This window comes from Bacillus cereus group sp. BfR-BA-01381, assembly GCF_022663555.1.
GTDB classification, from domain to species: Bacteria; Bacillota; Bacilli; order Bacillales; family Bacillaceae_G; genus Bacillus_A; species Bacillus_A pacificus.
Map to the genome: position 1 here is coordinate 1 of NZ_JAKUFR010000080.1, position 22,216 is coordinate 22,216.

A 22,216-nucleotide genomic window follows, 5' to 3' on the forward strand; every position below is an offset into this window, starting at 1 on the left:
GCTAAAGATAAGTTACACCAAATTAAAAAAACCGCCGATTGGCGGTTTTTTTAATTTACCTTTTGCTCGTTTTCCATTTCCCATAACTTTTCAAAAAATGGTTGTCCTTTTACGAGACGCTCGCATAATTGTTCGTGCTTCTCAGACCAACCTGTTTTCGCTTCCTCATACAGCTTAGCCCAAATATCTTCAAATTCCATATGTTGAACCATTCCGTATGCTGATGGATCCCACTCTGTGAACCAATAGCGAATTTCTGCTGTGTTTTTCGTTGTATGTAATTGATCTAATGCCATAAATAATAATTGTTTAAGCTGTCTTTCTTTACGAGTCAAGCCATTCATAATGAATGGTGATGGTGATAAAATATGATGTTCTTTTTCTATTTCTTCTACTTGGAACTCATACTTTTCTGCTTGTACGTTTTCTACCATCTCATATACCATCTGCTCTTGGCGCGGTATAAGTCTACTTTTTCGAATCGGTACATTGTAACCAATTGTGTCAATCGCAATAATTCCTTTTCCATCTGTAACTACAAAGCAATACTCTTGCTGCAAACGTTCATGATTTTTACGAATATAAGCCTTATGATGTACGTCTTCCAACATTTTTTGCGGAAGCTCTAACAATTCGTTCTCGATGTAATGATATAATGTGGCATCTACTTTTAATAATGGCACTTGATCTAATAGCTCAATCGTATCATCTTTCCGCCATTCGTAAAAATGACAAACGTTATACCCATTTTCTTCACCTTCAAACCAATTTACCCATACATCATGTAGATATAACATTCACTACCCCTCACTTCACTACTGTTTGTATCCATCATTATGTTCAATTTTTCTTAACTTTATTCCACCTAAGGAAATATATTCTAATTATTATTTTTTCTTCTATTAATACTAAAAAAACAGGAAAGAGAGCTCCTGTTTTTTTATATATGAAATGTATTTGCTTTATTCAATATTTCTTTCGCATCTATAGGCAATAAAGAAAGTGTATCTTCTCCTTCCAAAGTTACACAATCTTTGACAATATGAAATCCAAGCGCATAGCCAAGCATCTTTGGATAAGAATGAAATCCATTTAATAAGATGTCGTGCTCCCTTGTTCCTCGCTTTATACTTATTCTTTCATGTACAACATTTTTCCAATAATATATAGCCTCTTCTTTTGAAAGATACGTCGTCCACGGTGCATTGTTTTTTTCTGAATATCTTTCCGTTACCGCTTGCTCAGCCAAACCTTCCATAATCATCGTATCAAGTAATGTATATTCCGTTTCTTTCGTCTCAATTTGATGTAACCTGCATATGTGATGATATTCATGCGCTAGTAACACTTTTAATTCTTCCACCGAATTCCGTCCACATACAAATAAGAAAATAACGTGACGCATAGATAATCCAGCTCTGCCGTTATACTCTTCTTGTACCGTTCGATTATAGGAATCTGATAATAAAATAAAGACAGGGACATCTGGACCTTTTAGCCAATCTTTCAGCTTCTCATACTCCGCGCGTAACTCTTTCCAAACTTCCTTTTTCTCTAACTCTTTAATTTCTTGTTCTCCTCGCATAACGGGGCGATACATACCTTTAGAAATTAAAAAGCGATACAATCTTTCTTTTGGCAGCGGGATATACTTCGTAAACTTCTCACATAGCTTTTCTGGCCGTCCATAATATAGATGTAACCACTCAGCAGTTTCAACAATCCCCATCTTTATCCCTCCTTTTTCTTATGTATATGCAAAAGAAGAAAAAGACGTAAAAATAAATAAGGAGTTTTTTCGCAATATGTTACGAAAAAACTCCTTATTTCATCTATTATTTATACGCTTTAAATACTAATACTGCGTTATGACCACCGAATCCTAATGAATTACTTAACACCGCGTTTACTTCTTGATGTCTCGCATTATTCGGTACGTAATCTAAGTCACATTCTGGATCTGGTGTCTCATAGTTAATTGTTGGAGGAATTACTCCATCTGTAATTGATTTAATAGAGAAAATCGCTTCAACAGCACCAGCTGCCCCTAATAAGTGACCTGTCATTGATTTCGTTGAGCTGATCGCTACTTTATACGCATGCTCACCGAACGTTTCTTTAATTGCCATCGTTTCATACTTTTCATTCGCATCCGTACTTGTACCATGCGCATTAATGTAATCAATATCTTCTGGCTGTAGACCTGCATCTGCTAAAGCTTGACGCATTGCGCGCACGCCGCCTTCACCGCCAGGAGCCGGCATTGTAATATGGAATGCATCACCAGTTGCACCGTAACCAGCGATTTCCGCATAAATGTGAGCACCACGAGCTAATGCGTGCTCTAATTCTTCAAGAATTAAAATACCTGAACCTTCACCCATTACGAAACCGCTACGGTTTTTATCAAATGGACGGCAAGCTGTTGCTGGATCTTCATTGAATGTTAATGCTTTCGCTGAGCTAAATCCTGCGAATGCCATACTTGTTAACGGCGCCTCTGCTCCGCCTGTAATCATTGCATCAGCATCACCGCGCTGAATCGCTTTAAACGCATCACCAATTGAGTTTGCACCAGATGCACAAGCCGTTACAGAACAAGTGTTAATTCCTTTTGCTCCTGTTGCGATTGATACTTGGCCTGCTGCCATATCTGGAATCATCATCGGTACGAAGAATGGACTCACGCGGCGCGGGCCTTTCTCAGTAAAAATTTTAAATTGTTCTTCGTATGTTTCCATACCACCAATACCAGAACCAATCCATACACCAATTCGAGGTCCGTTTTCTTCTGTAATCTCAAGCTTTGCATCTGCAACTGCCATTTTCGCTGCTGCTACTGCATATTGTGTAAAGCGATCCATACGGCGCGCTTCTTTTTTATCAATATATTTCTCGACTTCAAAGTCGTTAATTTCTGCTGCTACTTTTGCTGGAAATAGTTCCGGATCAATTCTTGTAAGTCGTCCGATTCCAGATACACCTTTTTTTATGTTTTCCCACGCTGTTTCAACATCTGTACCGACCGGTGTAACAGCTCCTAATCCTGTAATTACGACCCTCTTTTTTTCCATACAAAATACACTCCTTTTTTTCTCTCAGTCCTTATTTACCCCAACAAAGAGCGACTGCTCCCCATGTTAATCCGCCGCCAAAACCAACAAGTATAATTAAATCACCATCTTGAATACGTCCGTTTTGCAATTCCTCTACCATCGCAATCGGAATGGAAGAAGCTGATGTATTACCGAACTTCTCAATTGTCATACTCATTTTTTCTTGTGGTAAATTTAATCTCTCTCTTGCAGATTCCATAATACGAATGTTCGCTTGATGCGGTACTAAGAAATCCACATCTTCTTTCGTAAGACCAGCTTTATCTAAAACGCGAAGACAAGAATCCCCAAGTTGACGAACGGCAAATTTAAAGACTTCTCTGCCATTCATCATAACATACTCGTCTTGATAAAGATGCTTACCGCCACTTCCGTCCGCTCCTAATTCGAAAGATAGAACACCTTTACCTTCTGAAACAGCTCCCATTACGATCGCACCGGCTCCGTCTCCAAATAGTACTGCTGTATTTCGATCGTTCCAGTCTACGATTTTAGATAGTTTATCACTACCAACTACTAGTATATTTTTATAAGTTCCCGTTTGAATAAATTGCTGCGCTGTAATCATTCCGTACATAAAACCAGCACACGCTGCACTTAAATCCATTGCAGCTGCATGTTTTGCGCCAATCGCTTCTTGAATAACACAAGCTACTGCTGGAAAAGCACGATCTGGCGTTACTGTTGCTACTAAAATAAGATCGATATCCTCTCCGCTAATCCCTGCATCTTCAAGTGCTTTTTTAGAAGCCTCTACGGCCATATATGAAGTATCTATTGTATCATCGGCAATGCGTCTTTCCGCAATACCTGTTCTCGTACGAATCCATTCATCGGATGTATCCATTATTTTCTCTAAATCGTGATTTGTGACTACTTTTTCCGGCACATATCTTCCGATCCCTAAAATGCCCACGTTCACATCGCAGCCCTCCGTTTTATATCAATTATTATGACTTGGTACTAATTTTAAAACATAAATGTATTTTTGTCTAGAATATATTTCAGCTAAAACATAAAGCTAGCGCATTATTCACCTTATTGTTTATGAAAAGAAACGGAAACATACCTTTCCCTGTTCTTTCGAAATATAAAAAGACCCGAACCGCTTCTGCTTACGGTTTGGGCCTCTCTTCCATCTAAAAAGATGCTTTTATTCTTTTTCTGCTTTCCCAAGCTCATATGCTTCGTTCATAACTTTCATCAATAACTCTAATACTGGTTGAGCTTTCTCCATATCAAGCGCAATTCCATTATCATCTAAAATGGCCTTTGCTTCTGGTAAGTGCTTCATTGCGATTTGTAAAAATTGCATGCTTTTCTCATTCATATTATGTTCTTCCTCTCCATTAAAACTTTCACATACATAGTGTAACACGCTCGCTATCCTTCGTATAACTCTTTATATTTTTTCATATGTGCCAATTGTTTATTTAAACCGTATTCTAACGGAGTATTTCTTTTTATTGAAATATCCTCGGCCGCTCCATCTCTTTCTTCCGCATTCTCTTTATTCACTTTATCCTCTGCGCGTAAAAGGTTCATACCTTTTTTCCATAATGATTTTTTGCCACTAAGTAAATTATATATACCGAGATGCTCCTCGTTCATTCCATTTTCCCATAAGTATTCACATACATCTTCAACGTACAGTAGATCACTTCCGTTTTCCTCACTCGCATAATGGCACTCTTTCTCACCCAGTTCTGATAAAATGAGCTGATGATACATCATAAAAGATGGTTGCCATGGACCATATAATGTAGGAACTCGAAATACACTATATTGTACCTCTCCTTTTTTCAATCCTTCTTCCACTTTCGAAAATAAACGTTTATTTTCAGACTCATCTGCGTTTCCTACTTCAATAGAAGAAATTAGATTTAACTTCACTTTATGTTCTTCACACAGTCTTATAATTCGCTTTAAATACTGTAATATAACTCTTTCATTTCGAAAGCCCCTTTGTTGGTTAGGCTCATACAGACAAAAGTAAACCGCATCAAATTTCTCTTCCTCTACGGATCTCCATCCGTCTTCATCTCTTATCGAATAATACGTAAATAACGCATTTCGCCCAATTAACAATAACTTCTCTTCATTAATTTTTGTCATACTATCAAATTCATCAAAATCAAGGCCATATACTTCTACTTCTTCTGCAATCATTTTATTCACAAGGTGATAACCTACAAACGTAAGTGCACCTATAATTAGCACGCGTTCCATACCACCAACCCTTTCCCCTTGAAACAAATAGCTCCTCATTTATGTATATGGGAGCTTCACAATTCTTCTTCATATTTTTTAAAGAAATCAGTCGTTTGCCTAACCATTTTATATTTCACATCTTGCAGATGGAATAAGACAGAAGTATCGCATTGGTTCAATTGCCTCATTTTCTCGTATTTACGTAGCAGCTGTTTTCTTCCTCTTTTTTCTTGTGTTGATACAAAAATTTTAACAGGTACACAAGACGGAAGAAGCGTAAATGATTTCTTATTTATTTTCGCTTCTAATTCTTCTTCTTTAGCATCATACGCCAAACTTAATTCCTTCAAGAGTCTCTTGTAAAAAAATTTATGCTCTTTCTCAAAATCCACATATTCTGGTAAATCTAAACACGGATTTAACATAATGACAGAACGTATACATTCAGGGTATTTGTTCATCATTTCAAGCGCAACAAGTGCCCCCATACCATCTGCCATAATGTGCATTTTTGCATTTAATGTCTCTTTTCTCAACACAACGTCATATAGGCGTTTCGCTAGACGAACAGATTGGTCATTTCCCCAATGTCTTCCGTATAAATTAGAAGAAAAGACCGTATAGCCTTCCTCAATAAGGCCATGTAAAAAATAAGATCTACCTGCATGCTGTGTCCATAAACTTGTACCATTCTCAATAAAGTAGTTGTAATCACCAAGAAGCATGACAGAAAATCCATTTGGCTTCTCTGGTAAATAAATAACGCATGGTTCTTTTTCTAAGTAAAAAAAACGTTCCGTAATACTCATTTTTCCCCCGCCTTATTTTCTAAACGTATAAAAGTACTCTTTTATAATGTATGAACGGAATGCAAATTTGCGTTGAAAAATCTACAAATATTTTTCTATATTCTTTTTTCAATTGTGTTACAATAAGGACAGATTGAACGAATAGAGGTGTAAAATATGCGTTTCATTTGGGCATTAATTTGGTCGTTCTTGCTTGTACATATGATGAGCTACGTAATCGGCTCTATGACTGGCGGTACATACGATTTTAACCAAGCGTCTATTTTCTCAGTTGTTCTTGCGGTATTAGTACTAGCAATTTCAGCTGCCATTCCAAACGAGCCAGTAGAACAACACTAAAAAAAAGAGTCCGGATTTTATCCGAACTCTTTTTTATTTTACTTCACATGAACAACTAACTCGTTATTTTCTACATCAACCACTACATGACTATTGTCAATAATCGTACCTGCAATTAATTCTCTCGCTAATTTCGTCTCAACTTGACGCTGTACGTATCGTTTTAATGGACGGGCTCCGTACATCGGATCGAAGCCAGCTTCGACAACAAACTCTTTCGCTGCGTCTGTTAATTCTACTGTAATGTGACGGTCAGCTAAACGACCTTGTAATTCTTTTACAATTTTATCAACAATGCCTTTAATTTCATTCGTTGTAAGAGGTTTGAATAAAATAATTTCGTCGACACGGTTTAAAAACTCTGGTCGGAAATGACCTCTTAATTGTCCCATTACAAGTTCTCTTGATTCTTCTTTAATGGAGCCATCTTCTCCTAATCCATCTAATAAATGAGCAGATCCAATATTTGAAGTCATAATAATAACCGTGTTTTTAAAGTCTACTGTACGTCCTTGCGAATCTGTAATGCGACCGTCATCTAACATTTGTAATAAAATGTTGAATACTTCTGGATGTGCTTTTTCGATTTCGTCTAATAAAATAACGGAATACGGTTTACGTCTTACCGCTTCTGTTAATTGACCGCCCTCTTCATATCCAACATATCCAGGAGGCGCACCAATTAAGCGTGACACAGCGTGTTTCTCCATATACTCAGACATATCAATACGAATCATTTGTTCTTCACTATCGAATAATGACTGCGCTAACGTTTTTGCAAGTTCTGTTTTACCAACACCAGTTGGTCCTAAGAAGATAAAGGAACCAATCGGACGGTTCGGGTCTTTAATACCTGCGCGTGCACGAAGAACTGCGTCTGATACTAAGCTTACTGCTTCCTCTTGTCCGATGACACGCTCTGATAAAATTTGCTCTAAACGTAGTAATTTCTCGCGTTCACCTTCAACGAGTTTTGCAACAGGAATACCAGTCCAACGTGAAACAATATCAGCAATTTCTTCTTCACTTACTTCCTCACGTAATAAACGATTTTCTTGTTTATTATGCGCGCCCATTTCTTCTGCTTCTTTTAACTCTTTTTCAATTGCAGGAATTTTTCCGTGGCGAAGTTCCGCTGCTTTATTTAGATCGTAATTCCCTTCTGCTTCTTCTAATTCACGGCGCAGACGCTCTAAATGTTCACGTAAGTCACGAACTTTGTGAATATCTTCTTTTTCTTTCTCCCATTTCGCTCTCATACCACTTGCAACTTCTTTTAAATCCGATAATTCACGTTGCAACGTTTTTAGACGTTCTTGGCTACCAAAGTCCTTTTCTTTTCCAAGAGCCGCTTCTTCAATTTCCAGCTGCATAATGCGGCGCGTTACTTCATCTAATTCTGTCGGCATAGAATCGATTTCTGTACGAATTGTTGCGCACGCTTCGTCAACAAGATCAATTGCTTTATCCGGTAAGAAACGATCCGAAATATATCGATCTGATAAAACGGATGCTGCTACAATCGCGCGGTCATGAATATTTACACCGTGATAAATTTCAAAACGCTCTTTTAAACCACGTAAAATGGAAATTGTATCTTCAACAGTTGGTTCTTCTGCTAATACTTGTTGGAAACGTCTTTCTAGTGCTGGATCTTTCTCAATATATTTACGATATTCATCTAACGTCGTCGCCCCGATACAGTGTAGTTCACCACGCGCAAGCATCGGTTTTAACATATTTCCTGCATCCATTGCGCCTTCTGTTTTACCAGCACCGACAATTGTATGAAGTTCATCAATGAATAATAAAATGCGTCCTTCACTCTTTTTAATTTCATTTAATACAGCTTGCAGACGCTCTTCAAATTCACCACGGAATTTTGCTCCAGCTACAAGCGCACTCATATCTAATGCAAAGATTGTTCTATCTTTTAAGCCTTCAGGTACATCCTTCTTCACAATACGCTGTGCTAACCCCTCAACAATTGCTGTTTTACCAACACCTGGTTCACCAATTAAAACTGGGTTGTTTTTCGTTTTACGTGAAAGAATGCGGATTACGCGGCGAATTTCACTATCGCGGCCGATAACAGGGTCAATTTTCCCCGCTCTTACTTCCGCCACTAAATCACGACCATATTTTTCTAACGCTTCATAAGTTGCTTCTGGATTTTGACTAGTCACTCTTTGATTCCCCCGAACTGTCATTAAAGACTGTAATAAGTTATCTTTCGTAATATGAAATCTTGTAAATAATTGGTTTATATCGCCTTTTTCTTCAGTAAAAGCAAGTAATACATGTTCAACTGAAATGTAATCATCTTGCAATTTTTCTGCTTCTTTTCCTGCTCTTACAAGTAATTGTTGCAAGGCACCTGTTATATATAATTTACCTGCTTCTGCACCGCTTCCTGTTACGGAAGGCTTTTTCTTAATTAAATTTTCGGCGCCTTGTTTTAATGCTTCTATATCGACGTTCATTTTTTGAAAAATACGTACTGCTAACCCATCTTGCTCTTCTAATAATGTAAACAAGAGATGAACAGTATCTACTTCTTGATGATGATGAGATACCGCTAAAGATTGAGCACTCATAATCGCCTCTTGTGTTTTTGTTGTCATTTGATTTAAGTCCATCTTTACAGTCCTCCAAATGTTTGACTTTCTTTGACCTTTGATTTGATTATACGCCAACTGACTTTTTTATACAATAATTTTGCTTATGTATTTTCAAACTTATTATTGGAAAAAGAAAAAGGGAGCATGCATGATACGACTGAAAAATATACGGTAAATGAAATTAAAATGGATAACAACAAAAAAAGCCGCAATAATAATTGCGGCTTCTATTACGGTTTTCTTTTATATGTCCACTGGCGGTTATGATTTGTGTTATCTGGAAACTTTTCACCAGCAGTTAGTTTTACCATTTGCGGGTCTTTCACCATACTTCCCGTTTCACCAATTTCTACGTAAATACCATCATTTGGCGCTTTTTGTCCAGAACGAAACCTGTGATTTTGTCCCATTTCCATTCTCCTTCCATGACGTCTTTGCCTCATTAGTATATCCATTTTAAAAGAAAGCTTGTCTGTCATGTTTAGGAAACAAGTACTACATTTCATTCTTGTACATATACATGAATGACACAAGCTTAAAGCAGGGATTTCTTTCCGATTTGTAGAAAAAAAAGAAACCAACCTACTATAGGCCAGTTTCAAAGGAGAGTCAAACATATACGAGAAGATTACATGTTCATTATAAGCCTCATCCTACGACCAATGTAACCCTTTTCACAATTTGTCCATAATGAAAGAAACATTGTTTGAACTTTCTAAAAAGATGTTGACTTTTCTTAATTTCCAGCGAGAAATAGTAGACACCGCAACACTTTGCGACGTAAGATGGATATATAGTGAAGTTTCCATCTTTGGTGGTCTCACCCAGCTTAACCTCTTATTTCTGCATATTAAAACGGAAATACAGATCGAAACAAAAATAAATTATTATAAGAGGTGAAATTATGAACAAACAGCATTTAATCGCACTAGACTTAGACGGCACTTTATTAACAGACAACAAAATAATTTCCACTCGAACGAAACATACAATTGCAAAAGCAAAGGAACAAGGACATATTGTCGTTATTTCAACAGGACGTCCATTCCGCGCTAGTTATGATTACTATAAAGAACTTGGTCTGAATACACCAATCGTAAACTTTAATGGCGCTTACGTACATCACCCTCTTGATTCAAAGTGGGGCACACATCACTCTCCTCTTGAGCTAGCAACAGCACAAGAAATTGTCCGAGCTTGCTTTGATTTTGGCGTAAAAAATATATACGCTGAAGTAATGGACGATGTGTATGTTCGTGAAATTGATGAAGATAAAAAACATATTTTTGAATTCGGTTCTCCAAACATTTTTACAGGAGACTTATTAAATATTTTAAACGATCATCCAACTTGCTTATTAATTGACGCACATGACGAACATTCCAGTGCAATTCGTCAACATTTAACTGATATGCATGCTGAAGTAATTGACCATAGAAAATGGGGCGCACCTTGGCCGATTATTGAAATTGTAAAAAGCGGATTAAATAAAGCTGTTGGACTACAAAAGATTTCTAGTCATTACAACATTCCACAAGAGCGAATTATCGCTTTCGGTGATGAAGATAACGACTTTGAAATGATTGAATTTGCTGGTCACGGCATCGCAATGGGAAATGCCATCCCTGAATTAAAATCACTCGCAAACCATACGACGCTAACGAACGAAGAAGATGGCATTGCACTATATTTAGAAGAGGTTCTTGGGTTGTAATCTAAAAATTCCCTGCTTATAGTTTCTCGTCAAACGCTCATACTATCATTAGACGCAAAAGTTAGCGCGTCGATTGTTTTCAGCTAAATAAAGGGGGTTTTTCGAATGGGTAAAAAGAATAAATCAAAACGTTTTATCCAACAAGGAGCCGATGCTGTTATGAAGCATGATGCAAGATTCCCGTACAGAGGTACATTAGCTGAGGCAGAAAAAGCGAGAAGTAACTCTTCTTTTGGAGGGGTCTAAATGGGGAACTTACTATTTCAACAAGCTAGAGATGCTGTTGCAAATGCCGTATCTTGTTCAAGCGGCGCCGAGCAACAAGATCTCGTATATAGAGCAAAAAACGCTTTGCACTCTGCTTACGCAAACTCTTCAACAGCTGAAAAAATTCAGCTACGTGAAATGCAAGAGCAGTTGCAAAACATTACGAATGCACATTAAAAAAGAGGACCAGCTTTGGTCCTCTTTAATCTTTTCGAAACAATCCGAATACCCCAACCGTTTGCAGTACGTTTGTAAATGCACCTGGGTCCACTTGTTTAATAACCCTCTCTAATTCGTACAGTTCGTAACGGGTAATAACAATCATTAACATTTCCTTATTTTCATTCGTATAAGCACCAGTTGCTGGTATAGTTGTAATCCCCCTCACTAAGCGTGAGTGAATCGCCTTTCGTACATCCGCCCCATTCTTCGTAACGATTAACGCCGTAATCTTCACATGACGCGTATGAATTGCATCGATGATTCGCGTTGACACATACAAAGTCACTAAAGTATATAATGCTTTTTCCCATCCATACACATAGCCGGCAGCGATAATGATCAGTGCATTAAAGAAGAAAAAATACGTACCGACAGGCTTGTCTTTAATCTTTGATAAAATCATGGCGATTATATCTAAACCACCTGTAGAAGCCCCCCACTTCAACGCAATCCCTACCCCGATTGCTGAAATAAGCCCACCAAAAATCGCATTTAATATGATGTCGTTTGAAACTGCTCTAACTGGGATAATTTCTAAAAACATAGTCATAAAGATAACGCAAAGAAAACTAAAGAAAGTAAAGGCCTTTCCAACCTTTTTCCAGGCTAAAATAACGACTGGAATGTTAAACAAGCTAAATAATACCCCGGTTGATATGTGAATAGATAAAAAATCACCTAATATTTGTGATAGCAATTGAGACAATCCAGCAAAGCCACTTGCATACACTTTCGCTGGCGTTAAAAATAAATTCATTCCAATCGCATTTAACAAACCTGCGACGATTACAACGATTAACTTCTTTATAAGTTCGGTATAATTCAACTTCAAATCCATTTCCAATCCACCTTCATTATTCATGAATACACTGCTATACATAGTCTTTACGAAAAAGGAAATGATAAACGTACAACGTTTAGAAATGGAGTTGATACATATGCCACATACGAGTGATAACGACAAAAAAGCACGCGATAATAATGCAAAACGCGCGCAAAAAAATGAGCAAGAACAAAAGAATATAGAGCAAGGTAAGCGTGCCTATTCTAAAAAGACCGATCACCTTTGATTCCATCGTACACCAACAATATTGTTGGTGTACTTTTTTTACAGTTTACAGGGAAAAAACATTAAAAATTCACTTCATGTTCACTTCTATATTCTACAATAGCGATAACATATTCGGATGAGGTGTTAGCATGAGAGGGAAACACATTTTCATTATTACTGCACTACTAAGTATATTAATGCTATCTGCTTGCGGACAAAAAAACGACTCAGATACAGTCGCTACAGCAACAAACTCAACCATTACGAAGAGCGACTTCGAAAAACAGTTGAAAGATCGTTACGGAAAAGACATGCTGTACGAAATGATGGCGCAAGACGTTATCACGAAAAAATATAAAGTATCTGACGATGATGTAGATAAAGAATTACAAAAAGCGAAAAATCAATACGGAGACCAATTTAAAAACGTATTGAAAAACAATGGTTTAAAAGATGAAGCTGATTTCAAAAATCAAATTAAGTTCAAACTTGCTATGAATGAAGCGATTAAGAAAAGTATTACAGAAAAAGACGTGAAAGACCACTATAAACCAGAAATTAAAGCAAGCCATATTTTAGTAAGTGACGAAAATGAAGCGAAAGAAATAAAGAAAAAATTAGATGCTGGTGCTTCATTTGAAGAACTAGCAAAACAAGAATCGCAAGACCTACTGTCAAAAGAGAAAGGCGGAGACCTTGGATACTTCCATTCAGGTAGAATGGCACCTGAATTTGAAACTGCTGCCTATAAACTAAAGGTCGGACAAATTAGCAATCCAGTTGCATCACCAAACGGTTATCATATTATTAAATTAACTGATAAAAAAGCTTTAAAGCCTTATGTTGAAGTGAAAGACTCTATTCGCAAAAACTTAGAAGAAGAACGTATCTCTGACCCTATATTCGGCAAAAAACTATTGCAAAATGAATTAAAAAAAGCAAATATTAAAATAAATGATAGTGAATTGAAAGATACGTTCACTCTTGTACATGAGCAAGGGAATTAAAAAAGCACCACCTTATAGGTAAAATATAAGGTGGTGCTTTTTATTTCCTTTATTTCTTAAAGTACGTCCAACCTTCTTCTTGGTAAACCTTTTCTTCTTTCATCAACTTACCAAGTGCACGCTTAAATGCAGCTTTACTCATATTGAAACGTTCTTTAATGTCTTCTGGATAGCTCTTATCCCAAAATGGCATTGCTCCGCCTCGTTCTTCCATATATGCATAAATCACTGCAGCATCATCTTCCATTCCTTCTTCTTTACGAGGAAGAAGGGAGATGTTAATTGTACCGTCATCTTTTACATCAATAATTCGTCCCGTTACACGTTGACCGATGCGAACTTGTTCTTTTCTTTCTGTATGATGTAAAAATGCACGGAAATGCTCATCTGTTAATACGAACGAACCAACTTGAAGTGAACGATACACACGTCCGTTTACGTTTTTATTACGCATAGATGGTGTCGCATCTACAACGATTTCTTGCATATCACTATCCCTTGCTGGAAGAGCAATTAAACGATCACGATTCGTTAATTTTAACGTACAATATAATTCGTCTCCAACTTCTGGCCATACTGGCATATAAATTGGGAATTCATCAGCTGGAATTAGTATATCTTTTGATACACCAATATCAACAAACACACCTAAACTCGGAATAACTTCTACAACCTTTACCCAATTCCAATCATACGTTGTAATAATTGGCTCCTTCATTGTTGCTGAAATACGATTTTGGTGATCAAGGTATAAGAATACGTCAATCGTATCGCCTTCTTCAATTTCTCCAGCTACTTCATTTTTATGTAGGAAAATTTCTTCTTCTTCATTCCCAACCATATATCCGATTTCCGTTTCGCGTAAAACAGTTACCTGTTCAATCGATCCTATTTGTAAATACATATTTTTTTAATTCCCTTCTATATATATAAAATGAACTTTTTTAACTTTTTATATTTTTATCATTCCAAACAAAAGTTAATTATAACACGATTTTCTCTTTATTTGTCCAACTGCCCAAAATTCACTATAATAAAATGAGACTACATCATTATAAGTATGAAAACACTTAAGTCTAAGCTCGTTTTCAGCTATACTTTAGTATGTACAGTACATAAAAAGATTAGAAATTTATTTGGAGGTGCTAACTATGGCAAAAGATAGTTCTTTTGACATCGTTTCGAAAGTAGAATTACCTGAAGTAACAAACGCAATTAATATCGCATTAAAGGAAATCCAAAACCGATATGACTTTAAAGGAAGTAAAAGTGATATTAAACTTGAAAAAGAAGTACTTGTTTTAACTTCTGACGACGAGTTCAAATTAGAGCAAGTAAAAGACGTTCTTATTTCTAAACTTGTAAAGCGTAACGTTCCAATTAAGAACTTAGATTACAGCAAAGTTGAAGCGGCAGCTGGTAACACTGTTCGCCAACGTGCAACACTCCAACAAGGTATCGATAAAGATAACGCGAAAAAAATTAACAACATCATTAAAGAAATGAAATTAAAAGTAAAAACACAAGTACAAGATGATCAAGTACGTGTTACAGCGAAAAGCCGTGATGACTTACAAGCAGTTATCGCAGCAGTTCGCAGCGCTGATTTACCGATTGACGTACAATTTATTAACTACCGCTAAAAAGAAAAACATCCTCTATGTAGAGGATGTTTTTCTTTTTAGCGTGTAAAAGTCTAAGCTTACGGGCAATCGGATAAATTTTATGCATAAATGAAGAAGACCCTTTTAAAAATCGGAACAAAAAACCTCCCTCCCCAATCAAATGTAACAAATTATGAGTATAAGAATATTTTCCACCCTTTCCCGTAATGTAAAATTAGTAAGGAATTTATTTTATGAAAAATGTTAATTAAAAAGAGTTAGAAGTGGTTATTTGAAGAAATTAATACTATGTTTTTTATTAACTACATTCTGTCTATATATTGCAGGGTGTTCTAATAATATAACTACACCTGGGGATACATCTAAAACTTCAACACCTGCGAATTGTAAATATATCAACAAAGCTTGGTATAAGAAACCTACGAACTGTAATAATTGATGATATAAGTCATAAAAAAGACACCATAAGGTGCTTTTTTTATAGAGAATAATAAGATGTTCATCAGAAATTATGAGTGATTTTTTTATTTTGTTGTTCAAAATATTTTTCTTTAACTATTTTTATCAGATCTTCTTTTTCTGTTAGTTCAAAGATAAATAATGCTTTTTTCATATTATCAGCTACATCTTCTTCATTACATTGTTTCAGCTTTAGCATGTTCCAAGCTTTTCCATAGTATAATTCGCCTAATAAATATAAAGTATTTAGATTAATAGCTAATTTAATACCCATATCATTGTATTTTATTGCCTCTTCATGTTGATTTGCATGACCTAACATTTTCCCTAAATTAAAAATGATTTTTAATTTAACCTCTTTATCTCTAGGGAAATCTAACTTATTAAAATTAGTTAAACATCTTCTTAATATAGTAATACTCTTTTCATATTCTTTATTTGCCCAATGAAATATAGCCATCGACTGCATAATATCTATTTCTCTTTCTGATAAAAAATCACCATTCGTTACAGTTAGTTTTAGTGCATTATTTAAAAGATTTAAAGCAGTTTTTATTGATTTATTCACATAAAATATAGCAATCGCTTCATGCCATATTAGAAATTGTTTATCTTCTTTTAACTGGAAATTATTTTCGGTTTTCTCTTGTTTCACTATTTCATAAAGTTCATTATATTGTTTTTGTTTTGTACAATCTCTCATTACACATTTTACATTTTCTACATATTTTAGTTTTTTGTTTTGAGTTAGTGCGAAAATATGATTTGGATCAATACCAAGTCTTTCAGATAATTGATATAACAATATGCTAGATGGATAAATCATACCTTTTTCTATTTTGCTAATTTGACTTTGCGAACATATTCCATGACACAATTCAGATTGTGATATATTCTTTTTCATTCTAAGATCTTTAATGGTAATACCCAAATCGTAAAATTCCATTTTTCCTCCTCAAATATAGCCCTCAATGAGTAACAAAATACTTTTCACCCTTTAATGTAATGTAAAATTAGTATATTTTCAATTATTGTTGCTTCTATCGATTTTTTTACTCCTTTGCTCAGTTGCATTTCGAGGTGAGAGTCTTACTTCAAAGAAAAACAGGCTAGGGAGAAAGTTTTCTCCTTAGCCTGTCCCACCGAACAAATTCCCCATCGTCACTGTTATCCCCAAAATACAGAATTACGAATACGATAAGAAGACTCAAACATCTCACCTCATCACGCACTTTTAATTGAACACAAAAGAGAATATCCCCTTATTTCCGTCTCTTTTTAACCACAATTAAAAAAGCAATAAACAATACGTTCACACCGATGATTAAAGAAATAAATAGCCAATTCACACCTGTTTCCCCGTTAACTTTATACACATTTGATTCCTCACGCTTTAAAACGAGATAAAATTTTCCGTTTTCTTCTCTTATAATTTCATCTTCTAACAACCCCCTTAGCTCTTGTTTTTCACCAATCGCACTTGCAGGTAAAGCAACTTTTTGTGTTTCTTTCGTATTATTAATCGCTACTACTGTCACTTCATCTTTATACTTTCTCTTTAGTACACTCATTCCATCTTTATCGTATAGAAGCTCAAACGTACCGCGGCGTAAAGATGGTCTCGCTTGTCTAAGCTCACCGAGTTTCGTTATGTGTTGCATAAACTTTTCATCTGATTTGAAGTCCATTAATCGTCTATTATCTGGCGTACCTCCTCCATCCAATGCAATTTCAGTTCCGTAATAAAAATTCGGAATACCTGGTGTTGTTAATAAATATGTAAGAGCTAGTTTCAAACGAGATGGTGGATAATTCATATTCTCTTTTGCAATACGAGCAAATCTTTTTGTATCTTGATTATCTAAAAATGTAGCGGCTACTCCGTCTTTTTTACTCACATCATATAAAGGTTTCACCGATACGTCCGCTTTGGAAAACGCATCTACTATTTTTTCGTTGTATTCACTATCTTCTTTTGTCATAACTCGAAAATCTTTCTTTATCACTTGCATATCTTTTTGCACATCATCCCAAAAAGCAGGCGACTTTTTTTCACTATATATTACATAACTTGCATCTAAATCAACTTCTTTAATCCACCATTTCATCGAGTCGATTACTTGTTGTTCGTTTTCTCCAAGTGGAAATTGAAATACAACTTTCATTCCTTTTGCATGAGCTTCTTGCACAAGTTCTTTCACATCATTTTCTGTTCCGAAATGTTCATTTACCTTCTGAAAATTGCGCACGTCTAACCCATCGTATTTTACACTTTCAAAAAGCGGCGAAAGCATAACAGTAGTAAATCCCATTTCTTTTATGTAATCCAGCCTTTTTATAATACCTCTTATATCTCCGCCCTGATATCCTTCTAAATTGCCAACTTCTAACTGTTTGTCATTTTTCGGTTCCCCATTATTAAAACGATCAATCATAATGGAATATATAACTTCGTCTCGCCACTCTCTTTTTTCGTCTGCAAATGTATGTATTGGTACAAACAAAACGACAGCTAAACAAAAACAAATGAATAGTTTCCTAGTATGTATTTTCCCCACACGCATCCCCCATGTATTTTAATTGTAAGAATATTATACCAATTATCCAAACGAATCGCATACGTTGATTTCATTCTTATTAAATTACTCCATGTTAGATTTTCTAACATCACATATAAAGTTTTCTGAATTTTTAGTTGATTTTTCTCTTTATTTCGAATATGATATGAAACATAACAAATCGATGTTATTTTTTATAACATTACAGGAGGAGAGAGAATGAATACAGGAGATACGGTTTTTATGTTTGTAGCGACAGTAATGGTCATGTTAATGACACCAGGATTAGCACTTTTTTATGGAGGTATGGTTCGCAGTAAAAACGTACTCAGTACGACAATGCATAGTTATAGCGCAATGGCTATCGTTTCGATTCAATGGATTGTAATTGGTTATTCTTTATCATTCGGACCAGATTGGCACGGACTTATCGGCACATTCGATTGGTTCGGTTTAAACGGAGTTACCTACGCACCAAATCCAGACTACTCATCTACTATTCCTCACAATTTATTTATGATGTTTCAACTCATGTTTGCTATTCTAACCCCCGCTCTAATTTCAGGAGCATTTGCCGAAAGAATGCGATTTTCAGCTTTCCTTATTTTCATCCTTCTATGGACAACAATCGTTTACAATCCTGTCGCTCATTGGGTATGGGGCGTTGGCGGATGGCTAAGAGAACTTGGCGCATTAGACTTCGCTGGCGGTAATGTCGTTCATATTACATCTGGCGTGGCCGGCCTCGTATTAGCTATTTTCCTTGGAAAACGAAAAAACATAAACGGTTCGTCTCCTCATCATTTACCATTTACGATGTTAGGCGCTGGGCTGCTATGGTTCGGCTGGTTCGGTTTTAACGTCGGAAGCGCATTATCTTTAAATGATGTAGCTTTAACTGCATTTATTAATACAAATATAGCTGCCGCTGCCTCCGCATTAACTTGGATGCTTTCAGAGTGGTTCTTCCAATCAAAACCGACCGCGATGGGAGCTGCTTGTGGCGCCGTTTCCGGTCTAGTCGCTATCACACCAGCTTGCGGGTTCGTTACACCTTTCTCAGCTCTTCTTATCGGAGCAGTTGGGGGCGTATTATGCTTCGGAGCGGTCTTTTTCTTAAAAACAAAATTTGGATACGACGATACACTCGATGCATTTGGATGTCACGGCATCGGCGGAACTTGGGGCGGCATTGCGACAGGACTATTTGCAACTACCACCGTAAACAGCGATGGCGCTAACGGATTATTTTACGGAAACGCCGCGTTACTATTCAAACAACTTGTAGCAATCGGCGCAACATATGCGTTCACAATTATAATGACGTACGCGATTATTAAAGCAATTAACTTCTTCCTCCCTGTCCGGGTAGATGAGCACGAGGAACATATGGGACTTGATATTTCAATGCATGGGGAGAAAGCTTATGAGTATGTAGAAAAATCGGCTAATTAAAACGAAAAAGGTGTACTCCGTTCTAACACAGGGTACACCTTTTTCGTATATTCATAACGATACAATTATCCCAAACTATTGGTATATAAATATCTTCATCTATCTATTCATATAAACATCTTATCTTTTCATTAGTGCATTTAAAACGAGTTGTACCGCAACCGCATCATCTAAATAGCCGATTGGAAATATATAATCTGGGATTACATCGACCGATAATATAAAGTAAATGAGCGCACTTCCCATTAAAGCAAGTTCTGCAGTCGTTCCTTTCTTCTTCGAAAATCTCTCGTACAATTCTTTCAAATCATTAATAAATGGGCCAATACTGCTTACCTTTTGAATCTTTTCAAGAAACCCCTTTTCAATTGTTTCTTTCCCTTCTTCTGTTTGCGAATATTGTTCATAATTCGCTAACTGCTGCTCTACATTCGATATACTAAACTTTTGATCATATAGCTGAGCAGATTCAAGTAAGTGTTCAATATTATTAATAGAAACGTGAATATCAGATTGCTCCTCCTGTTTCGTGTCAATAGAATAACCTGCCGCTACAAACAAATCACCTACCGGAACATCAAGGCTCTCTGCAAACTTTTGCAAATGCTTTGGATTCGCCTTTCGCTTACCATTTACAATCATTGAAATTGTAGCGGTATCAATATTAGTGAGCGCACTAAGTTTTCGCATCGATAAAGACTTTTCCTTAAGCAATTTTTTCAACAACAATCCAAGATTACTTTTTTCATGATCTTGAGACATATCTCATTCCCCTTTATTCACGAGAATAACCATAGTTATTATATGAAAAATAACTACATCACTATACATTTTATATTAACAAATTTTTCTGACCATTTACAAGATAGAAGTCCCTTTATATGTTTATATTTTGCAAACAAAAAAGCTATCTTATATTCAAGATAGCTTTTTAAAATTATTTTAACCATTTCCGTAATAATACAAATACACTACCGCAAATTATGTAAGAACTCACGAATATGACGATGGCCATAAAAAATGAATGATGTAGAGAAAAGGTTAGTATCATCAATAAGAAAGATACAAAGAATAAATCTAATAAAATAAAGTATCCTGAAGTTAAAACACTTTCTACTAACTGCAACTCCGACTCTAACTCCGAGTACTTTAGCCTTTTATACAGTAATCTCAATTTCACTCACCTTCTATGAATTAATCAAAAAAATGCAGCAAACGCAATAACTAATAATAATGTTCCACTAATCAATGTACCAAACTGACCTAAGGTGAACTTACCGATACGAACGTGAGCAATCTTTCTCCCTAACGCAACTCCGCCCCATACTGTAATAAAACTACCAACCGCGGCTGCAATACAAATCGCAATTGGATTCAAACCAAATAACCCTGCGCCTAAACCATTCGTTAGTGCATTCGCAGACAAACCAATCCCAAGAAAAATAGATTCTACAAAACCGATTTCACCAGATTTACCGATATTTTTCGTTAAACCATTTATTTCTGTACTTGCCACTTCTCCCTCAGTCTCTTGCACCGGAACTTTACGAGGAATTGCTAGTAAAATAATTCGGAGACCAATTATCACTAATAAGAACGAACCGATTACAATAGGCATAATCCCAGGTAAAATTTTTGACAGCCATAAGCCAAAATATATTCCTACTACACTAAATAAAAAACAAATTATCGAAATAATAAAGTTTGATAGATGACTAATTTTTATATTTCGAATGCCGTAAGAAATTCCTACTCCTAAGTTATCGATACTTGATGAAAATGTTAATGCCAATACCATTATCCATGCTGCCATTTCGTTCACCCCTTCATATTGTTGAACATTCCGGAAACTAACGTGACATACATAGTACGGAATATGGATAAGGGAGACAAAACTCCCTATATCCCTTCCAATTAACGGCCCTGTTTACAAACGTGGTAGCGTGAACCACTTCATTATATTCATGCGATTCACCTTTCCTTTTTCACGAACAGATTGAAAAATTTCTCCTGTAAAAGACCCCATTTTAGTAGCAATCTCTTTTTGCATCTCTTTATTTTCTGATGCTACCTTTACACTCAAGTCTAACGCCTGTTCAAAATGCTCTAACGCTTTTTCTAAATGGTAATCTACATTTTGTTCAACAACTTTATGCGTCATTTCTTACTTCCTCCTTTTCCTCAACCTTTGCAGCCGCTTCTATTACCTCTTGCTCTTCAGCATGATCATCTTCAACATAAGAAAGTTCTTTCTCAAATTGTTTTTGCATTCTATCCATTTTCGCTTCTACAATAATATCTTCTACTTCTTCTTTAATTGTTTCAAAAGTAGATTTCACAACTTTTGTACCTGATTCAGCAAGTGGACGAAGTGTATTTCTTACAACAGGTAATAAAGCGGCACTCGCTAACGCTAAAGTAGACCCAATAACAATTTTTCGTATCATCTTCATTACTCCTTTACACTGTTTTTAATAATGCTAGTTCATTAACTGCCAACTTTTTTGAATCATTATTCTTATATGAAACTAAATTAATAATAGGTTTTGAAATTTGAGATACTGTGCCCGCTACAAAAAGAACAGGTACCCATTGCATAAATGTCAATGGAACGGTATGGAATATACGAGCAAACGGCGGAACATATATAGCTGATAATAATACAAGCCAAGACGTTCCTAATGCTGTTACAAAGAAACGATCTTTTGACCAATCACGCATCGTTTCGTCTGACCCTTCTTGTCTCCAAGAAAATGTTTGAA

General features: G+C 36.0%; 27 protein-coding genes. 8 read left to right on the forward strand and 19 right to left on the reverse strand.

From position 1 onward, the window contains the following. Positions 1-50: 50 nt before the first annotated feature. The 7 genes from MR079_RS22050 to MR079_RS22080 all read right to left on the reverse strand — a co-directional run bounded on the left by MR079_RS22050 (position 51) and on the right by MR079_RS22080 (position 6,136). Positions 51-797 carry a YjbA family protein gene (locus MR079_RS22050; protein WP_000966125.1) on the reverse strand — a complete coding sequence of 249 codons (747 nt, stop codon included), beginning with the start codon at positions 795-797 and terminating at the stop codon, positions 51-53. 143 nt (positions 798-940) lie between these two features. Then, entirely contained in the window at positions 941-1,729 is a 789-nt protein-coding gene (locus MR079_RS22055; RefSeq protein WP_139868688.1) for a DUF2268 domain-containing putative Zn-dependent protease, read from the reverse strand. A gap of 106 nt (positions 1,730-1,835) precedes the next feature. Further along, complete coding sequence (gene fabF, locus MR079_RS22060; protein WP_000412651.1) at positions 1,836-3,074, reverse strand: beta-ketoacyl-ACP synthase II; 1,239 nt, start codon at positions 3,072-3,074, stop codon at positions 1,836-1,838. Between the two features lie 31 nt (positions 3,075-3,105). After that, positions 3,106-4,038: a beta-ketoacyl-ACP synthase III gene (fabH, locus tag MR079_RS22065; protein ID WP_242294627.1), complete on the reverse strand. Its 933-nt coding sequence runs from the start codon at positions 4,036-4,038 to the stop codon at positions 3,106-3,108. Positions 4,039-4,269: 231 nt separating this feature from the next. After that, positions 4,270-4,446 (reverse strand): ComZ family protein, encoded by a 177-nt coding sequence (locus MR079_RS22070; protein WP_048527481.1) that lies wholly within the window; start codon positions 4,444-4,446, stop codon positions 4,270-4,272. A gap of 53 nt (positions 4,447-4,499) precedes the next feature. Beyond that, positions 4,500-5,372: an NAD-dependent epimerase/dehydratase family protein gene (locus MR079_RS22075; RefSeq protein WP_242294628.1), complete on the reverse strand. Its 873-nt coding sequence runs from the start codon at positions 5,370-5,372 to the stop codon at positions 4,500-4,502. A gap of 29 nt (positions 5,373-5,401) precedes the next feature. Beyond that, a complete protein-coding gene (locus MR079_RS22080) occupies positions 5,402-6,136 on the reverse strand; it encodes a lipase family protein (protein WP_139868692.1) in 735 nt (244 codons plus the stop codon). 156 nt (positions 6,137-6,292) lie between these two features. Between MR079_RS22080 and MR079_RS22085 the strand changes: the two genes are divergently transcribed. Further along, positions 6,293-6,475: a YjzD family protein gene (locus MR079_RS22085; RefSeq protein WP_001211116.1), complete on the forward strand. Its 183-nt coding sequence runs from the start codon at positions 6,293-6,295 to the stop codon at positions 6,473-6,475. A gap of 38 nt (positions 6,476-6,513) precedes the next feature. Here the strand turns inward: MR079_RS22085 and clpB are convergent, their stop codons facing one another. Both clpB and MR079_RS22095 read right to left on the reverse strand, forming a co-directional pair. Next, positions 6,514-9,114, reverse strand: a complete 2,601-nt coding sequence (gene clpB, locus MR079_RS22090; RefSeq protein ID WP_242294629.1) for an ATP-dependent chaperone ClpB — start codon at positions 9,112-9,114, stop codon at positions 6,514-6,516. A gap of 212 nt (positions 9,115-9,326) precedes the next feature. Then, on the reverse strand, positions 9,327-9,506 hold the full coding sequence (locus tag MR079_RS22095; RefSeq protein ID WP_139868696.1) for a YjzC family protein: 180 nt from the start codon (positions 9,504-9,506) through the stop codon (positions 9,327-9,329). A 494-nt stretch (positions 9,507-10,000) separates the two neighbouring features. On the opposite strand from MR079_RS22095, the gene MR079_RS22100 reads away from it, so the two are divergent. The 3 genes from MR079_RS22100 (at position 10,001) to MR079_RS22110 (ending at position 11,254) form a co-directional block, all read left to right on the forward strand. Then, positions 10,001-10,810 carry a Cof-type HAD-IIB family hydrolase gene (locus tag MR079_RS22100; RefSeq protein ID WP_001041235.1) on the forward strand — a complete coding sequence of 270 codons (810 nt, stop codon included), beginning with the start codon at positions 10,001-10,003 and terminating at the stop codon, positions 10,808-10,810. Positions 10,811-10,915: 105 nt separating this feature from the next. Then, a complete protein-coding gene (locus MR079_RS22105; RefSeq protein WP_000516816.1) occupies positions 10,916-11,056 on the forward strand; it encodes a hypothetical protein in 141 nt (46 codons plus the stop codon). After that, a complete protein-coding gene (locus MR079_RS22110; protein WP_139868698.1) occupies positions 11,057-11,254 on the forward strand; it encodes a DUF3813 domain-containing protein in 198 nt (65 codons plus the stop codon). Positions 11,255-11,279: 25 nt separating this feature from the next. Here MR079_RS22110 and MR079_RS22115 read toward each other — a convergent pair whose 3' ends face one another. Further along, positions 11,280-12,137 (reverse strand): YitT family protein, encoded by an 858-nt coding sequence (locus MR079_RS22115; protein WP_000364453.1) that lies wholly within the window; start codon positions 12,135-12,137, stop codon positions 11,280-11,282. 100 nt (positions 12,138-12,237) lie between these two features. Here MR079_RS22115 and MR079_RS22120 point away from each other — a divergent pair, with 100 nt between their 5' ends. Together MR079_RS22120 and prsA are read left to right on the forward strand one after the other, a co-directional pair. After that, the gene (locus MR079_RS22120) at positions 12,238-12,369 is read left to right on the forward strand and encodes a DUF3941 domain-containing protein (RefSeq protein ID WP_001120845.1); all 132 of its coding nucleotides are present in this window, start codon (positions 12,238-12,240) and stop codon (positions 12,367-12,369) included. Positions 12,370-12,499: 130 nt separating this feature from the next. Next, complete coding sequence (gene prsA, locus MR079_RS22125; protein WP_242294630.1) at positions 12,500-13,357, forward strand: peptidylprolyl isomerase PrsA; 858 nt, start codon at positions 12,500-12,502, stop codon at positions 13,355-13,357. 49 nt (positions 13,358-13,406) lie between these two features. Here the strand turns inward: prsA and MR079_RS22130 are convergent, their stop codons facing one another. Continuing rightward, a complete protein-coding gene (locus MR079_RS22130) occupies positions 13,407-14,261 on the reverse strand; it encodes a CvfB family protein (RefSeq protein WP_000281266.1) in 855 nt (284 codons plus the stop codon). A gap of 247 nt (positions 14,262-14,508) precedes the next feature. On the opposite strand from MR079_RS22130, the gene MR079_RS22135 reads away from it, so the two are divergent. Beyond that, positions 14,509-15,000 carry a YajQ family cyclic di-GMP-binding protein gene (locus MR079_RS22135; RefSeq protein WP_001040152.1) on the forward strand — a complete coding sequence of 164 codons (492 nt, stop codon included), beginning with the start codon at positions 14,509-14,511 and terminating at the stop codon, positions 14,998-15,000. A 484-nt stretch (positions 15,001-15,484) separates the two neighbouring features. On the opposite strand, the gene MR079_RS22140 is transcribed toward MR079_RS22135, so the two are convergent. Beyond that, positions 15,485-16,387 carry a helix-turn-helix domain-containing protein gene (locus MR079_RS22140; protein WP_139868704.1) on the reverse strand — a complete coding sequence of 301 codons (903 nt, stop codon included), beginning with the start codon at positions 16,385-16,387 and terminating at the stop codon, positions 15,485-15,487. A 316-nt stretch (positions 16,388-16,703) separates the two neighbouring features. Continuing rightward, positions 16,704-18,005, reverse strand: coding sequence for an alpha-amylase family glycosyl hydrolase (locus tag MR079_RS22145; RefSeq protein ID WP_242294631.1), 1,302 nt, complete (start codon positions 18,003-18,005; stop codon positions 16,704-16,706). 213 nt (positions 18,006-18,218) lie between these two features. Here MR079_RS22145 and MR079_RS22150 point away from each other — a divergent pair, with 213 nt between their 5' ends. After that, the gene (locus MR079_RS22150) at positions 18,219-19,454 is read left to right on the forward strand and encodes an ammonium transporter (RefSeq protein WP_139868708.1); all 1,236 of its coding nucleotides are present in this window, start codon (positions 18,219-18,221) and stop codon (positions 19,452-19,454) included. 120 nt (positions 19,455-19,574) lie between these two features. Here the strand turns inward: MR079_RS22150 and MR079_RS22155 are convergent, their stop codons facing one another. From MR079_RS22155 to MR079_RS22175, 6 genes are all read right to left on the reverse strand, one after another. After that, entirely contained in the window at positions 19,575-20,216 is a 642-nt protein-coding gene (locus MR079_RS22155; RefSeq protein WP_087951651.1) for a helix-turn-helix domain-containing protein, read from the reverse strand. Between the two features lie 175 nt (positions 20,217-20,391). Further along, the gene (locus tag MR079_RS29380; protein ID WP_071713437.1) at positions 20,392-20,628 is read right to left on the reverse strand and encodes a hypothetical protein; all 237 of its coding nucleotides are present in this window, start codon (positions 20,626-20,628) and stop codon (positions 20,392-20,394) included. Between the two features lie 24 nt (positions 20,629-20,652). Beyond that, a complete protein-coding gene (ytaF, locus tag MR079_RS22160; RefSeq protein ID WP_242294634.1) occupies positions 20,653-21,330 on the reverse strand; it encodes a sporulation membrane protein YtaF in 678 nt (225 codons plus the stop codon). Between the two features lie 51 nt (positions 21,331-21,381). Beyond that, positions 21,382-21,615 (reverse strand): hypothetical protein, encoded by a 234-nt coding sequence (locus MR079_RS22165; protein WP_139868712.1) that lies wholly within the window; start codon positions 21,613-21,615, stop codon positions 21,382-21,384. Then, entirely contained in the window at positions 21,605-21,901 is a 297-nt protein-coding gene (locus tag MR079_RS22170; protein ID WP_242294632.1) for a hypothetical protein, read from the reverse strand. Before MR079_RS22170 ends, MR079_RS22165 begins: the two co-directional genes overlap by 11 nt. A gap of 13 nt (positions 21,902-21,914) precedes the next feature. Next, the coding region (locus MR079_RS22175) for a cation-translocating P-type ATPase C-terminal domain-containing protein (protein ID WP_242294633.1) at positions 21,915-22,216 on the reverse strand (302 nt) is incomplete at its 5' end.